Origin of the sequence: Herbidospora cretacea (genome assembly GCF_001570605.1) — a bacterium.
In the GTDB taxonomy this organism is placed as follows: domain Bacteria; phylum Actinomycetota; class Actinomycetes; order Streptosporangiales; family Streptosporangiaceae; genus Herbidospora; species Herbidospora cretacea.
This window is the reverse complement of sequence record NZ_BBXG01000001.1, coordinates 417,091-431,416: the sequence shown is the minus strand read 5'-3', so window position 1 is coordinate 431,416 and position 14,326 is coordinate 417,091. Positions and strand designations below refer to the sequence as shown.

Here is a 14,326-nt window from a genome sequence, read left to right as displayed (position 1 = left end):
CGGTGACGACACTGGCACCCTGTGTGGGATCACCGCAAGTCCCTCCCCCGTCACGATGAACCGGCCTCCGCCTGGCGGCGGAGGAGCGGGCTTTGTTCTGTTCTGTACGCTCCCTCAGTGACTCCCCCGCCGCCGATCAGGGTGCTCGTCGCCGACGACCAGGCGATGATCCGCGCGGGCCTGCGCCTGATGGCGGAGACCGAACCCGGGGTCGACGTGGTCGGCGAGGCGGCCGACGGCCGCGCGGCCGTCGACCTGAGCCGGTCGCTCCGTCCCGACGTCCTCCTGCTCGACATCGCGATGCCCGTCATGTCGGGCCTGGACGCCGCCCGCGAACTCCTGGACGACCCCGGACCGCCCCGCATCGTGATCCTCACGACCTTCGACACCGACCGGAACCTGCACACCACGCTGCGCCTGGGCGTCAGCGGCTACCTGCTGAAATCGTCCCCGCCCGAACAGCTCGCCGAGGCGATCAGGACCGCCGCCGCCGGGGACGGCCTCATCGACCCCGCCGTCACCCTCCGCGTGATCGCCGCCTTCGCCGCCGCCTCCCGGCCGGAGCCCCCGCCCGGGCTCGGCACCCTGACCACCCGTGAGCGGGAGATCCTCGACGGCCTCGCCCGGGGCCGCTCGAACCGCGAGATCGCCGGGGCGCTCTTCCTCGGAGAGGCGACGGTGCGCAGCCACGTCGCCCAGGTGCTGCGCAAGCTGGGCCTGCGCGACCGCGTCCAGGCGGTCGTGTTCTCCTACGAGACGGGCCTGGTCCGGCCGGGAGACCTGCCGTGAGGTGGCTGCTGTCGCTGGCCGTGGTCGTGGCGGGGCTGGTGGAGACGTTCGGCCGCCCACTGCAGATCGACCGTCCCGTGCCGCTGGCCCTGGGGGCCGGGGCGGCGGGGGTGATCGTGTTCTTCCGGTCGCGGTTCCCCGTCCTGGGGCTGCTGGCGCTGACCGCGCTGGGGGTGGTGGCGGTGCGGGGCGCCTACTACCCGGCCTGGCACTTCTACTCGACGCTGATCCTGGCCCACACGATCGGGTGGGCGTGCGAACTGCGCGCCCGCAGGGGCCTGGTCGGCGTGGCGGTGGTGCTGCTGGCCTGGGCGCACCTGAACACGCGGCAGTGGAGCGACCCCGCCGAGGTGCTGATCTCGGCGATCTTCATCGGCGGCGCCTACCTGACGGGCGTGGCGCTCCGGCGGCAGATCGACAGGACCCGCCGGATGGCCGAGCACGCCGCCCGCCTGGAGTTCGAACGCGAACGCGCCGTGGCGGAGGAACGCGCCCGGATCGCCAGGGAGCTGCACGACGTGGTGGCCCACAACGTCAGCCTGATGACGCTCCACACGGGCGGGGTGAGACGGCTGCTCGGCCCCGGCCACCCCCGGGAGGCCGACCTGCTGCACGGGGTGGAGAAGGCCGGGCGCGAGGCGATCGAGGAACTGCGCCTGATGCTGGGCATGCTCCGCGAGCCGGGCGAGCCGGCCCCGGCCGGGCACCTCGGCGACCTGGTCGAACAGGTCCGCGGCACGGGGTTGGAGGTGTCGCTCTCGACGGTCGGCGAGCCGCGCGACCTGCCCTCGGGGGTGGACCTGTCGGTCTACCGGATCGTCCAGGAGGCCCTGACGAACGTCCGCAAACACGCGGCGGACGCCACCCGGGCCGACGTGACCCTGACCTACGAACCGGGCGCCTTCACCGTGTCCGTCACCGACGACGGCGCCGGCGGCGACCCGGGACCGGGCACCGGCCACGGCCTGATCGGCATGCGCGAACGCGTGACCATGCACGGCGGCACGCTGACCGCGAGCGGCTCCGCCACGGGCTACCGGGTGGTGGCGGTCTTCCCGGTCATCGGACCGCCGCGAGTGGCCCGGCGGCCCAGTCCTCGTCGCTCATCCGGAGCATCCGCAGCCCGATGACCCCGGCCCCCGCCAGGTAGAGCGCCCCGCAGACGATCGTCCCGACGGGGAAGACCGGCCCTCCCAGGGCCCCTGCCAGCATGGCCGGCCCCGCCCACCAGGGCCCCTGCTTTCCGTACGCCAGCACGAGCGCCAGCAGCAGCACGCCCAGCAGCCCCGCGAACCCGGGGACCTGGAATCCCCACACGCCACCGGGGTCGGCCCCGATGAGATCGCCCAGGTCGGACCCGGCCTGCGGCTCCATCACCCGCTCCAGCCGCGAGTAGGTGAAGTCGCCCAGCATGAGCGCCGAGAAGTTGATCACCCCCAGGACGGCGACCGCGCCGGTGACGTGGGCGGCCACCGGCGCCCGCTTGGCGGCCAGGTGCGTCATCCCGAGCAGCCCCGGCACGAGCAGCACCCACGACCAGTGCAGCAACGAGGCGCTGACCGAGACCTGACCGGGATGCGCCCCGTAGGACCCGACCTCCACCCCGGTCCGCAGGGCGGGATCGACGACCAGCCCGGCGAGGTAGAGGACGGGGACGACCAGGAGACTGGTCCCGGCGACGGTCCGGAAGAACCGGACGGGATCACGGAGCATGAACGGGCTACCTTCCACGAAGCGGCACTTGACGTGCGGGAAGGCTAGGGAGACGACCTTCGCCGGGACATCCCCCGAGACGCGGAACCGACGTCCCCCGAGACGCTGAAGCACCTCACGGGTTCTGCCTGACTTGGGCCGCTTCGTGGATGGCCATGGAGGGTGCGGTAGCCGTAACGGAAAGAGCGGTTTGTGGGCAGACCATGACGATCTGCCCACGCGTGCCTACTCGGTGAGGAGTTTGAGCAGGGTCCTGGCCTCCAGGTTCACCCGGCTCGATCCCTTCCGGGCCGCCAGTTCCGCGAGGCCGGGCACCTTGCCCTTCGCGCCGCAGACACGGGCCGACTTGACCGCCACGCCCAGCAGGTCGCCCAGGCCGGAGCGCGGTTTGGCCCCCTCCTCCGGGAGCAGGCCGGGGAGCGCCACCGACAGCGCCTCCCACACCGCCGCATGGGCCCCCGCGTCGGCCGACTGGCTCAGGACCCCGGTGATGCGGTTGAGCTTGGTCACCTCGCCCGTCACCAGCCGCCGGATCGCGTCGCCGACGCCCGCGCCGGGGTAGTCGGGGCGGCCGGCCAGGGCCAGGAAGGCCTCGCCGGCGGCCGAGCGCTGGACCGCGCGCTGGTGACCCATCGCGCCGACGACCGCCGCGGCGACCACGGGGCCGACCGGGCCGGGGCTCAGGGCGAGCGGGATGACCGCCTCGCCCGCCGGTTCGGTCTGCTCGGCCCAGTCGAAGATCCAGCGGAGCAGGTAGGCGGCGGTCGCCTCGGGGTGACCGGGCAGCACGCCGGGCCAGACGTCGCGGGGGTGGATCCAGCGTTCGTAGTCGTCGCCGGGCGACAGCCGGACCAGGGCGTCGACCGAGTCGGGCAGCCGGACGCCGGGGTCCATCGTGACGGCCGCCTCCCGCTCGGTGTAGCCGTGGTCGCGGTGGACGCGGATCGTCCACTCGATGACCGGGTCGGGGAGGCCGCCGCCCCGGATCCACTCCGCGACCGCGCGTGCGGCGGTGCCGCCGATCTTGTCGGCGCGGTCGGCGACCGAGGCGTCGGCGTCGCGGGGCAGCCGCAGCAGCGCCTGGGTCAGGTCGGCGGGCAGGGGCTCGCGGTCGCCGAGGGCCTCCAGCCGGGTCAGCAGGGTGTCGGGGTCGACGAGGTGGCCCGGCAGGGTGGGGGTGGCGAGGAGGCCGGGCCGGGTGTCGCCCTCGGCGGCCAGGCAGAGGATCTCCATGACCCGCTGGTGGAACAGCCGGGCGTGCGGCGGCTGCGGGCTCTCGTGGGGGTTGCGGGGCGGGGCCAGTATCTCCTTGAAGCGTTCGAGCAGCGAGCGCTTCGGGCCGAGGAGCTTGCGGGAACGGTCGACGAACGCCTGGTCGGCGTGTTCGCCGATCAGCGCGGCGGCTCAGAACAGCAGCCAGCCGGCGTCGTCGGGGACGTAGCTGATCTGGCGGAAGAAGTCCCACGCCGTGGGCTCGAAGTCGGCCCTGAGATCGGCGGCCATGGCCTCGCGGTCGTGGTGGCTGAACTCCACGATGGCGGCCATGATCCGTTCGAAGGCGTCTCGGTCGTCGGAGCGCTGGACGTCCTTCAGCTCGACCACGAGCTCCGGCGTGGTCTGGATCGGCGGCGCCAGTGGCGGCGCGCCGACCAGGGGGACGCCGGTGAACACCTCCTCCTCGGCCGTCTCGGTCACCCCGAACGCGGCGGCCAGCGGGGCGCGCTCGTCGGCGGGCAGCCGGGTGGCGGCGTCGGCGACCGCCGCGCGGGCGGTCTCGCCGCAGGGACCGAGCTTGACCGCGAGGCGGACCGCGCGGGCCCGGGTGGTGGGCGACTCGGCGGCGAACACGTCGGCCAGGGCGAGCAGGGCGCCCTCGGCCCGGACGGAGTCGGCCTTGGTGACCTCGAACGTGTCGGAGATCCACTTGAGCGCGCCGGCGACGTGTTTCTTCTCCGCCCGCAGCGCCAGCGCCCCGGCGGCCTCGCCGAACAGACCGGCGTCGAGACGCCCGTCCAGGTCGAGCGCCCGCAGCTCCTCCAGCGCCCGGTCGGCGACGTTGGCGGGCCCGGCGGGCAGGCACCGGACGAGGTCGCGGGCGGGCATCTCGCCGAGGCCCGGGTCGAGCAGACGGCGGAGCTCGACGAACACGGCCGTGTCGCGGGCGTCGCCGCCGATCAGGAACCGGCCGATCGTGCCGTCGAGGATCGCCGCCCGGTCGAACCGGCCCTTCTTCACCTCGGCGCACAGCCGGCCGACGAACCGCTCGGTGAAGGCGTTGACCTGGCGGAACGGCACCGCCGCCGCCTCGACGTCGAACAGCCGCGGCACCATCACCCCGGCGATCGGGTCGTTCCTGAGGTCGCCCGTGAAGTAGGCGTGCCAGGCCCAGCAGACCACGAACGCGTCGCCCTCGGGCTCGACGCCGGAGTTCAGCGCCATCGACACGGCCAGGGCGTAGCCGGGCGGCCCGTTGTCCCGGCCGCGCCACGACCAGTTGCCGTCGCGCGGAGGCCGGAGCCCGGCGGCGAGACGCCGCGCCAGGTCGGCCCGCCATTCGAGGGGACGGTCGCCGAGAGCCTCGACGATGACTCGCGCGTCGTCCCACGCCTTGCCGGGGTCGCGCAGTTCGCGCCGCTGGAGCCAGGTGGCGACCTGACTCGCGCCGCCCTGGCAGAGCGCGCCCATGAGCCGCAGCGCGGTGACCTCGCCCCGGTGCTCACTCGCCCACTGCCACTCGGAGAACTTCCGGGCCCGCGCGGTCAGCTCGGCGAGCAGTTCCTTGCGCCCGGCGGCGTCGAGGGCGTCGACCGCGCCGGGGATGTCGTGGAGCCGGTTCGACGCGACCAGTCTGAGCAGGGGGTTCACGCCGGCACCTCCACCTGGGCCGAGACCTTCTGGGCGGCCAGCACGTGTTTGCACGGCCCCCGCGACCCGCGATAGTCGATCCACCAGGGACAGGTGCAGGTGGGCTTGCCGGCGAGCCGGACGGTCTTGCCGTTGACCTGGGCGACGCCCGGCGCGGTGAACCGCACGGCGCCCTGTTCGACCAGGTCGAGGGCCGACCTCAGCCGGGGGTTCATGGCCAGGACGCGACCCGCGTCGTAGGGCAGTTCGCGGTGGAAGTGGGCGGCCTCGGCCACGTCGTAGCCGACCCGGCCGCCGGTGCCCAGGCGGGTGAGGGCCGCGCCGACCCGGGCCCGGGTCAGGCCCGACTGCTCGGCGAGCAGGTCGGCGTCGAGGCGCGGCTCGAAGCGCAGCAGCGCGCCCACGAGGTCGGCGTCGTCGGCCACGGTGTCACCGGTCAGGTCGTCGAGGACGGCCCCCTCGCCGGAGAACCCCCGCCGCGGTTCGGGAGAGACGGTGAGGGTGAACCGCATCCCGGGCAGCTCCAGCTCCCACGCCGACGCCATCGGCTGCGCGCCCTCGACGACCGGGCCGTAGACGCGCAGCCCGGTCGCGAACCGCAGCAGCGGCGCGAGCACGGCCAGCCGCTCGGGCCCGGCCAGGCAGACCGCGCCGGGCGCGGGACGCGCGGCCAGGCGCAGCGACCGCCCGGCGGGCACCGCCCACAGCACCCCGCGTCTGGGCAGGTCACGCACGAACTTCACGGCCTCGGCCCGGCCCAGCGACGCGCGCAGGTCGAACCGGGAGGCGATCACCTGGACCTCGGCGAAGCCGCGTAACCACCGCTCGGGCAGCGGCACCTTCTTCTCCACCACCGCGCCGTCGAGCGTGGTGGCCACCACCTCGTCGTCGCCCACGGCCAGGTGGAGCGGGTCGTCGCCGCCGACCCGGGCCAGTGCCTTGCGCAGCGGCACGTTGACGTCGACGTTGGTCGTGCCGAGCTCGACCACGTCACCGTCGAGGGCCTCCTGGAGCACGTCGAGCCGCGCGTAGACGCCCCCGCACGCCGAGAACGACTCGAACCGCAGCCGGTCGCCGTTGCAGGTCACCACCGGATCGCGCATGAACGTGACGGCGCGCGCGTCGTGGTAGCGCGTCTTGGCCACGTCGGCGAGGCCGATCAGGGCGGCCGCGGCGGGCGCGGCCCGGGTCAGCAGCCCGCTGAAGAAATGGGGCCGGGCGACCAGGCCCGACGGGGTCAGCCCGCCGGAGGTGGACAGGCCCAGCAGGCCGGCGGCCAGGTCGAGTTCGGAGGCTCGCGAATAGGAGTACGCGATCTGCGCGTCAGACATGGCGGGGACTCTAACGGCGCCCACCGACATTGCCGAACGGGCTAGAATCGAACACATGAGCGATCTTCAGGCCGACGTGCAGGCCGCGATAGACGAACTGGTCGACAAGGGCGTCGAACGCGGCGTCCAGGTCGCGGTCTACGTCGGCGGAGAACCCGTGGTCGACGCCGTGGCGGGGGTGGCCGACCCGGCGACCGGGCGCGCGGTGACGCCCGGCACGCCGTTCTACAACTACTCGGTCGGCAAGGGTCTCACCACGACGACGCTGCTCGTGCTGGTCGAGCGGGGGCTGATCTCCTTCGACACCCCGATCGCCGAGGTCTGGCCCGAGTTCGGGGCCCGCGGCAAGGAACGGGCGACGGTCCGCATGGCGCTCGACCACTCGGTGGGCGTGCCCGGCATCCCGCTCACCACGACCCCGGAGGACCTCTGCGACTGGGACAAGATGTGCGCGGCGATCGCCGCCGCCGAGCCGTGGTGGGAGCCGGGCACCCAGATCGGCTACCACGCCTACAGCTTCGGCTACATCATCGGTGAGATCGTCCGCAGGGTGAGCGGGAAGAGGATCTCCGAGGTCCTCCGCGACGAGGTCGCGGGCCCGCTCGGCGTGGCCGGCGAGCTCTACTTCGGCGTGCCGGCCGACCAGCAGCCCCGCCTGGCCGTCCTCGAAGACGCGGCCCTGCCCGGCCCGCCGCCCGACCTGCCGGCCGAGCTCCCCGACCTGCCGATGTTCAAGGCCGCCCCGATGTCGGTGATGCCGACCGCCGCCTTCGGCAACCGCCCCGACATCCTGGCCGCCGACATCCCCGCCGGGGGCAAGACCACCGCGCGCGCGATGGCCCGCCTCTACTCCTCGCTCCTGACCGAGGTCGACGGCGTCCGCCTGATCTCGCCCGAGCGGCTCGCGGAGGTCTCGGCGGTCTCCTTCGAGGGCACCGACGCCGTCTTCGGCAACCCGGTCAGGTGGGGCCTCGGCTTCGGCATCGGCCACCCGGGCGGCTTCGAGGACCCTAATCCGACCACGTTCGGCGTCCCGGGCGCGGGCGGCGGCAGCGCCTACGCCGACACGAGGACCGGCATGGCCTTCGCCCTGATGAAGAACGTCCTCAGCTCCGACTTCACCACCGCCACGACGATCAGCGACCTGGTGCGCGACCGACTCGCCCGCTGACGGCGAACGGCTCGCAGGTGGATTTGGGCGACCAGGTTGGAGAGACTGCCCGTTATGACATTTCTTCTGGCGATCAGTGATGTGCACGTCGGTTACCCGGAGAACCGGGGCATCGTCGAGCGCATCCGGCCCCGGTCGGAGACCGACTGGCTGCTGCTGCCCGGAGACGTGTCCGAGAAGGTCGCCGACTTCGAGTGGGTGCTCGGCACCCTCGCGAGCCGCTTCGCCAAGGTCGTCTGGGCGCCCGGCAACCACGACCTGTGGACCCACCCGAGCGAGACGCTCCAGCTGCGCGGCGTGGAGCGCTACGACCACCTCGTGAAGGTGGCCCGCGACCTGGGCGTCGTCACCCCGGAAGACCCCTACCCGACCTGGGTGGGCCCCGACGGCCCGGTGACGGTCGCCCCGCTGATGGTCCTCTACGACTACTCCTACCGGATGCCCGGCATCACGACCAAAGAGGCGGCCCTGAAGCTGGCCTACGACAAGGGCGTGGTCTGCACCGACGAGATGGTCCTCCACCCCGACCCCTACAACGGCATCGACGAGTGGTGCGCCGCCCGGGCCGAGGAGACCGAACGCCGCCTGGCCGACCGTCCCGGCGGCCTCCCGACGGTGCTGGTCAACCACTATCCGCTGGTCCGCGACCCCACGTTCGTGCTGCGCCACCCGGAGTTCGCGATCTGGTGCGGCACCGACCGCACGGCCGACTGGCACATCAGGTTCGGCGCCCTCGCCATGGTCTACGGCCACCTCCACATCCCGCGTACGACCTGGCACGACGGGGTCCGGTTCGAGGAGGTGTCCCTCGGCTACCCGCGCGAGTGGCGCCCCAGGGCGACCAACCCGGGCGAACTGCGCCAGATCCTGCCCGCCCACTGACCGGCCGGCACATGATCGACACCGTGCTGTTCGACGTCGGCGGGGTGCTGACGGTCGACCCGTGGCAGGCGCTGTTGCTGACGCCGGGAGACGGCATCGCCGACCGGCTCGGCCTCGACCGCGACCGGGTCGAAGCGATCGGCGAGGAACTCTGGCCCGAATACTCCCTGCGTGAACGCGAGGAGGCCGACTACTGGCGCGATTTCGGCGCGGCTCTCGGCTGTGACATCCCCGCCGGCCTCGTCGCCACCGCGGAGAGGTCGACGCTGCGCACCGACCCGGCGGCGTCTCGGGCCGTCAGCCTCCTGGTGAGCCGGCGGATCTCGGTCGGCTTCATCAGTGACAACACCTCGTTCTGGTTTCCCTGCCAAATGCGCCTTCTCGGCGAATTCGTGCAAAACTCGGCAAGCCACCACTACTTGTCCTATCTTCTCGGTGTGTCCAAGCAGACCTCCGGAACAGGCCTGTACGAGATCGCCGCCCAATCGCTCGACCCGTCGCGCACCCTCGTCGTCGACGACCGGGCGCACAACATCGACAGGGCGGCGAGTGCGGGTTTCCCGACACGGTTCCACGCGCTGGGCGGCGACCCCGGACTGTTCGACGCGATCGCGGAAAGCCTGGAGCGGTAGCGTGGGTTTCTTACGGCGTGATCCCCCGCCGCCTCCGCTGGAGGTTCAGGAACTCGGCCACGGGACCCAGGCCTTCCAGGCCATGCTGGTCGAATACAACTGGCTCCGCCAGGAGAGCCTCAACGCCATCAGCAATCGCGTCACCATCGCCAACTTCATGTTTGGCGCTATGGCCCTGATTCTCGCCGCACTCATCGGGCAGCCGACGCCGACCACCGGAACCGCGCTGGTCAGCCTCATCTGCGTCCCTCAGATCGCCAAGGTCGGCCTGATGATCTGGCTCGGCGAATACAACCGTTCTCAGCGTGCCGGGAAATGGCTGGCCGAACTGGAGGTCCGCATCAACGCGGCCGTCGGCCGGCCGAACGTGCTTTCCTGGGAAAGCACGCTGCTCAGCAATTCCCTCCACATGTCCTATCCTTATTCGTCCGTCCTGCTGCTGTTGCTGGGCGCCGGCTGGGCGGGAATCTTCGTCGGCGTCATGCAGTTGCGCGTCACCGCCACACTGCCCGCCGAGGAACTGGGCTGGCTGATCGGCGGTGTCCTGCTGGCGGCGGCGATCGCGGAAATCTGCTTCATCGTGTCGTTCCGCAAGAAGTGGCTGCAGATCAAACGGAACTATTCGAAATCCGGTCCGTCCATGTGGACCGTCTGACCTCTCCACTTCGACGGGTTGACTACGGAGCAACACCAACTGGTCACACTTCGCAGTCAACGGTTTGCGGGTCCCAGGACGGGCCATGACCAATCTGGACGCGATCGACGGTCAGGCCGACGTGTAGCGGAGGGTCCCATGCATCCGAGCCCGGTCACGTGGCGTGACCAGTTCCTCTACTTCCTGCTCCCCGACCGGTTCAGCGACGGCCGGGAGGAGACCCGCCCGAAGTACGACCGGACCGACGCACACCGGGCCCCCGACCCGATCGCGTGGGCCGACTCCGGGTCGAGGTTCCAGGGCGGCACGATCAAGGGGATCACCGGCAAGCTGGGCTACCTGCGTGACCTCGGCGTCACCACGCTCTGGCTCGGGCCGGTCTGGAAGCAGCGGGCCGACCTGGAGACCTACCACGGCTACGGGATCCAGGACTTCATGGACGTCGACCCCCGGTTCGGCACCGCCGAGGACTTACGCGCGCTCGTCGCCCGGGCCCACGAGCTGGGCATGTACGTCCTGCTCGACGTGATCTACAACCACACCGGCGACAACTGGTTCTACGACGACGGCGGCGTCCCGGTCTCCGAGGTCCCCTACCGGCACAGCCCGCCCCATCCGGTCCACGGCTGGCGCTCCGCCGAGGGCGGGAGCGTCACGAAGATCGCGGGCAGGGACGACGGCGTCTGGCCCGAGGCGTTCCAGAACCCCGAGTGGTACACGCGGGCGGGCAGCATCGGCCGCTGGGATCCCGAACCGTGGGAGGACCCGCTCCACCCCGACGTCGAGTTCCGCCGGGGCGACTTCCAGACGCTGAAGAACCTCGAACTGCGCGACGAGGTCCTGTCGGCGATCGTCGACGTCTACAAGCACTGGATCTCGGTCACCGACTGTGACGGGTTCCGGATCGACACGGTGAAGCACGTGCCGTGGGAGGCGTCGCGGAACTTCTGCGGGGCGATCCGCGAGTACGCCGAGTCGGTCGGCAAGGAGAACTTCCTGCTGCTCGGCGAGGTGACCGGCGGCGCGGCGATGGCGCGCGACTACCTCGATATCTTCGGCCGCAACGTCGACGCCGTGCTCGACATCGGCGAGCCCGCCGCGATGATCGCGGGGCTGGTCAAGGGGTTCGCCGACCCGCGGGCGTTCTTCGCTCAGTACCAGGGCCACGACATCCTCGGCGGCCACCGCGAGACCGGGCGCTACCACGTCACGATGTTCGACGACCACGACATGGTCGGGCGTGAGCGGCGGCGCTTCTCCGCCGGGAACGCCGGGCCCCACGCGGACGCGCAGGTGGCCCACGCCGTGGGCGTGCAGCTCACCACGCTGGGCATCCCGTGTGTCTACTACGGCACCGAGCAGGCCTTCGACGGCGCGTCGCCGGCGGGGGGCGACGACCGGTACGTCCGGGAGTCGATGTTCGGGGGGTCGTTCGGGGCGTTCGGCACCGAGGGGTGTCATTTCTTCGATCCGGAGCATCCGGCGTACAGGCGGATCAGGGCCCTGGCGGCGGTGCGGAACCGCGCCGACGGCGTGGGGCTGGCGCTGCGGCGCGGGCGGATGTACCTGCGGGAGATCTCGGCCGGCGGCGCGTTCCGGCTCCCGGCGACCGGCGAGCTGACCGCGTGGTCGCGGATCCTGCACGACCACGAGGTGCTGGTCGCGCTCAACCCGACGCTGGAGCCGGTGACCGCGCTGGTCACGGTGCACCGGCCGTTCCACCCGGAGGGTTCTGTGCTGTCGGTGCTCTACGGCGAGACGACCCCGCCGTCGGTGGTGCACCACGACGGCAGGGCCCTGGTCAGGGTCGGCCTCCCACCGGCCGGGATGGCGATCCTGAGCTGAAGGCCTCCTGCAGTAAGGCCTCGGCGTCGTCGAGGTAGTCCGACAGGAACGTCTCCGCCTCGGCCCACCGGCCCTCCTCCAGCAGGCCCACCAGCGTGCGGTTGCGGGCCACGAAGGGCTCGTGGAAGGCGCGCGGGTTCTCCATCACGTGGAAGACCAGCCGCAGTTCGGCCATGAGCTGGGCCATCAGCTCGTCGAGCCGCGAACTGTCGTGGAGGGCCACCAGCGCCTGGTGGAAGCGCAGGTTGGCGGTGCCGACGTCGCGCCAGCGGTCTTCGGCCGCGGCGCGTTCGCCGTCGTCGACCGCCTCACGGCAGGCGGCGACGTCTCCCCCGCCGCCGTTCCGCACGGCCGCGCACTCGATGACGCGGCGTACGAGATAGAGATCCCGCACGTCGGAGGCGGACAGCACCCGGACGAAGACCCCCCGGTTGAGCTTGTGGACGAGCAGCCGCTCGTGGCCCAGCAGCCGGAACGCCTCGCGCAGCGTGTTGCGGGAGATCTCCAGTTCGGCGCCGATGGCCTCCTCGGAGAGGCGTTCGCCGGGTTCGTAGACCCCCTGGGCGATGCGGTCGCGCAGGACGCCCGCCACGAGTTCGGCGGTGCTGGTTCTCAGGAGGTGGGGCCCGGTCGTTCGTTCACGCACAGTCACCAGCAAAACATGGGGACAAAACCCTTGTCGAATTGTTCAACGATTCTTATGTTGAAGGAAGCCAGCGAAAGGAGCGTCATGGCAACCTCCCAGTCCCGCCGGGTCATCGTCGCGAGCCTCATCGGGACCTCCCTGGAGTGGTACGACTTCTTCCTCTACGGCACCGCCGCCACCCTCGTCTTCGGCAAGGTCTTCTTCCCGACGTTCGAACCGCTCACCGGCACCCTCCTCGCCCTCACCACCTACGCCGTCGGCTTCGTCGCCCGCCCCCTCGGCGGCATCGTGTTCGGCCACTTCGGCGACCGCGTCGGCCGCCGGGGCGTGCTGGTCGTGACGCTGCTGCTGATGGGGGTCGCGACGTTCCTCATCGGGCTGCTGCCGACCTACGCCGCCATCGGCGTGGCCGCGCCGATCCTGCTGGTGACCCTGCGGTTCCTCCAGGGGCTCGGCCTCGGCGGCGAGTGGGGCGGCGCGGTGATCATGACGATGGAGCACGGCTCGGCCGACCGCAGGGGCTTCAACGCGAGCTGGCCGCAGGTCGGGGTGCCCGCCGGGAACCTGCTGGCGGCCGGGGCGCTCGGGGTGCTGTCGGCGACGCTCTCCGAGGAGGCGTTCCTGTCGTGGGGCTGGCGGATCCCGTTCCTGCTGTCGGGCGTGCTCGTGGGGGTCGGGCTCTGGATCCGGGTGCGGGTCTCCGAGTCGCCCCTGTACGCGGAGATGCCCGCCAAGGCCCGCATGCCGCTGCTCGACGTGATCACCACGCACCCGCGCGCCCTGCTGTCGGCCATCGCCGCCCGCATCGGGGTGGACGTCGCGTTCTACACGTTCACCCTCTACATCCTCACCTACGTCACCGGCACGCTGGATCTCGACCGGCAGACGGGGCTGAACGCGGTCCTCGTCGCGTCGGCCTGCCAGCTCTTCCTCATCCCCTTCTTCGGGGCCCTGTCCGACCGGGTCGGCCGCAAGCCCGTCTACCTGGCCGGGGTCGCGGGCGCGGCGGTGTGGGCGTTCGCGTTCTTCCCGCTGCTCGACAGCCGGTCGTCCGTGCTCATCGCGTTCGCCACGATCGTCGCGCTGGCCTGCCACGCGGCCATGTACGGCCCGCAGGCCGCGTTCATCGCCGAGCTGTTCAGCACCCGGCTGCGCTACAGCGGCGCGTCGATGGGCTACCAGCTCGCGGGCGTGCTCGGCGGGGCGCTGGCGCCGATCATCGCGCTGGCCCTGCTCGACCGGTTCGGCACCACTCTCGCCATCAGCCTGTACGTGCTGGTCGCGCTCGGCATCACCGCCGCCGGGGTCGCCGCCGCCCCGGCCAGGAGCGAGGTGAGGGTCTGATGCGGCGGCTGCTGGCCGCTGGTTGCGTGCTACTGCTGGCCGGGTGCGGCGGGCTGAGCGAGGCCGACGCGAAGGCGTGCGAGAACGGTCACAAGCTCATCCGGTACGCGCTGAGCATGACCGCCGTCGCGCCCGAGGAGGTGGTGGGCGAGACCGCCAGGGCGGTCGGATCGCGCCTGACCCCCGTCGTGGCCGCCGCGAACGACGCGGGGGTGAAGAAGGCGCTCAAGGACGTGGAGTCGACGATGGCCGAGTTCCGGCCGACCCCGGCGACGTCGGCAGGCGACACCTTCGCCGAGCAGTGGCTCGCGAAGACGGAGTCCGACCGGCTCCGCCAGGAGAACGTGAAGAAACTCGACACCACTCTGCGGCGGCAGGGCAACGCCCTGAAGGAGGCGTGCGGAACATGAGCCGACCGTCCGGGTAAGGGGGCCGGGTGGCGTCGCTGCCACG

Annotated in this window: 14 protein-coding genes; 9 read left to right on the top strand and 5 right to left on the bottom strand. The window is 71.8% G+C overall.

The features are described from left to right. The first annotated feature begins 117 nt into the window (after nucleotides 1-117). Nucleotides 118-789 (top strand): response regulator, encoded by a 672-nt coding sequence (locus AW270_RS01160; protein ID WP_245674519.1) that lies wholly within the window; start codon nucleotides 118-120, stop codon nucleotides 787-789. Beyond that, on the top strand, nucleotides 786-1,919 hold the full coding sequence (locus AW270_RS01155) for a sensor histidine kinase (protein WP_061289353.1): 1,134 nt from the start codon (nucleotides 786-788) through the stop codon (nucleotides 1,917-1,919). Before AW270_RS01160 ends, AW270_RS01155 begins: the two co-directional genes overlap by 4 nt. On the opposite strand, the gene AW270_RS01150 is transcribed toward AW270_RS01155, so the two are convergent. From AW270_RS01150 to AW270_RS01135, 4 genes are all read right to left on the bottom strand, one after another. After that, the gene (locus AW270_RS01150) at nucleotides 1,849-2,502 is read right to left on the bottom strand and encodes a hypothetical protein (protein ID WP_061289350.1); all 654 of its coding nucleotides are present in this window, start codon (nucleotides 2,500-2,502) and stop codon (nucleotides 1,849-1,851) included. The genes AW270_RS01155 and AW270_RS01150 overlap by 71 nt on opposite strands. A gap of 225 nt (nucleotides 2,503-2,727) precedes the next feature. Next, entirely contained in the window at nucleotides 2,728-3,735 is a 1,008-nt protein-coding gene (locus tag AW270_RS01145; protein WP_061289346.1) for a hypothetical protein, read from the bottom strand. Nucleotides 3,736-3,906: 171 nt separating this feature from the next. After that, the gene (locus AW270_RS38340; RefSeq protein ID WP_061289342.1) at nucleotides 3,907-5,367 is read right to left on the bottom strand and encodes a hypothetical protein; all 1,461 of its coding nucleotides are present in this window, start codon (nucleotides 5,365-5,367) and stop codon (nucleotides 3,907-3,909) included. Next, nucleotides 5,364-6,698, bottom strand: coding sequence for an SWIM zinc finger family protein (locus tag AW270_RS01135; protein ID WP_061289339.1), 1,335 nt, complete (start codon nucleotides 6,696-6,698; stop codon nucleotides 5,364-5,366). The genes AW270_RS38340 and AW270_RS01135 overlap by 4 nt, the downstream gene beginning before the upstream one ends. 55 nt (nucleotides 6,699-6,753) lie before the next feature. Here AW270_RS01135 and AW270_RS01130 point away from each other — a divergent pair, with 55 nt between their 5' ends. From AW270_RS01130 to AW270_RS01110, 5 genes are all read left to right on the top strand, one after another. Beyond that, nucleotides 6,754-7,869, top strand: a complete 1,116-nt coding sequence (locus tag AW270_RS01130; RefSeq protein ID WP_061289336.1) for a serine hydrolase domain-containing protein — start codon at nucleotides 6,754-6,756, stop codon at nucleotides 7,867-7,869. 54 nt (nucleotides 7,870-7,923) lie between these two features. Next, on the top strand, nucleotides 7,924-8,751 hold the full coding sequence (locus AW270_RS01125) for a metallophosphoesterase family protein (protein ID WP_061289333.1): 828 nt from the start codon (nucleotides 7,924-7,926) through the stop codon (nucleotides 8,749-8,751). An 11-nt stretch (nucleotides 8,752-8,762) separates the two neighbouring features. Beyond that, entirely contained in the window at nucleotides 8,763-9,383 is a 621-nt protein-coding gene (locus AW270_RS01120; RefSeq protein WP_061289330.1) for an HAD family hydrolase, read from the top strand. A 1-nt stretch (nucleotide 9,384) separates the two neighbouring features. Then, nucleotides 9,385-10,038, top strand: a complete 654-nt coding sequence (locus AW270_RS01115) for a hypothetical protein (protein WP_061289326.1) — start codon at nucleotides 9,385-9,387, stop codon at nucleotides 10,036-10,038. Between the two features lie 138 nt (nucleotides 10,039-10,176). Then, nucleotides 10,177-11,883 carry an alpha-amylase family glycosyl hydrolase gene (locus tag AW270_RS01110; RefSeq protein ID WP_061289323.1) on the top strand — a complete coding sequence of 569 codons (1,707 nt, stop codon included), beginning with the start codon at nucleotides 10,177-10,179 and terminating at the stop codon, nucleotides 11,881-11,883. Here AW270_RS01110 and AW270_RS01105 read toward each other — a convergent pair. Beyond that, nucleotides 11,840-12,529 (bottom strand): GntR family transcriptional regulator, encoded by a 690-nt coding sequence (locus tag AW270_RS01105; RefSeq protein WP_245674518.1) that lies wholly within the window; start codon nucleotides 12,527-12,529, stop codon nucleotides 11,840-11,842. The genes AW270_RS01110 and AW270_RS01105 overlap by 44 nt on opposite strands. An 84-nt stretch (nucleotides 12,530-12,613) precedes the next feature. On the opposite strand from AW270_RS01105, the gene AW270_RS01100 reads away from it, so the two are divergent. Both AW270_RS01100 and AW270_RS01095 read left to right on the top strand, forming a co-directional pair. Beyond that, on the top strand, nucleotides 12,614-13,873 hold the full coding sequence (locus tag AW270_RS01100) for an MFS transporter (protein WP_061289317.1): 1,260 nt from the start codon (nucleotides 12,614-12,616) through the stop codon (nucleotides 13,871-13,873). Next, nucleotides 13,873-14,283 carry a hypothetical protein gene (locus AW270_RS01095; RefSeq protein ID WP_061289314.1) on the top strand — a complete coding sequence of 137 codons (411 nt, stop codon included), beginning with the start codon at nucleotides 13,873-13,875 and terminating at the stop codon, nucleotides 14,281-14,283. Before AW270_RS01100 ends, AW270_RS01095 begins: the two co-directional genes overlap by 1 nt. Nucleotides 14,284-14,326: the final 43 nt, after the last annotated feature.

Excerpts from the sequence above, each read along its gene's own strand:
- AW270_RS01100 (WP_061289317.1), top strand. The coding sequence starts at position 12,614 with ATGGCAACCTCCCAGTCCCGCCGGGTCATCGTCGCGAGCCTCATCGGG.
- AW270_RS01130 (WP_061289336.1), top strand. The coding sequence starts at position 6,754 with ATGAGCGATCTTCAGGCCGACGTGCAGGCCGCGATAGACGAACTGGTC.
- AW270_RS01110 (WP_061289323.1), top strand. The coding sequence starts at position 10,177 with ATGCATCCGAGCCCGGTCACGTGGCGTGACCAGTTCCTCTACTTCCTG.
- AW270_RS01135 (WP_061289339.1), bottom strand. The coding sequence starts at position 6,698 with ATGTCTGACGCGCAGATCGCGTACTCCTATTCGCGAGCCTCCGAACTC.
- AW270_RS01125 (WP_061289333.1), top strand. The coding sequence starts at position 7,924 with ATGACATTTCTTCTGGCGATCAGTGATGTGCACGTCGGTTACCCGGAG.
- AW270_RS01095 (WP_061289314.1), top strand. The coding sequence starts at position 13,873 with ATGCGGCGGCTGCTGGCCGCTGGTTGCGTGCTACTGCTGGCCGGGTGC.
- AW270_RS01150 (WP_061289350.1), bottom strand. The coding sequence starts at position 2,502 with ATGCTCCGTGATCCCGTCCGGTTCTTCCGGACCGTCGCCGGGACCAGT.
- AW270_RS01120 (WP_061289330.1), top strand. The coding sequence starts at position 8,763 with ATGATCGACACCGTGCTGTTCGACGTCGGCGGGGTGCTGACGGTCGAC.
- AW270_RS01145 (WP_061289346.1), bottom strand. The coding sequence starts at position 3,735 with ATGGAGATCCTCTGCCTGGCCGCCGAGGGCGACACCCGGCCCGGCCTC.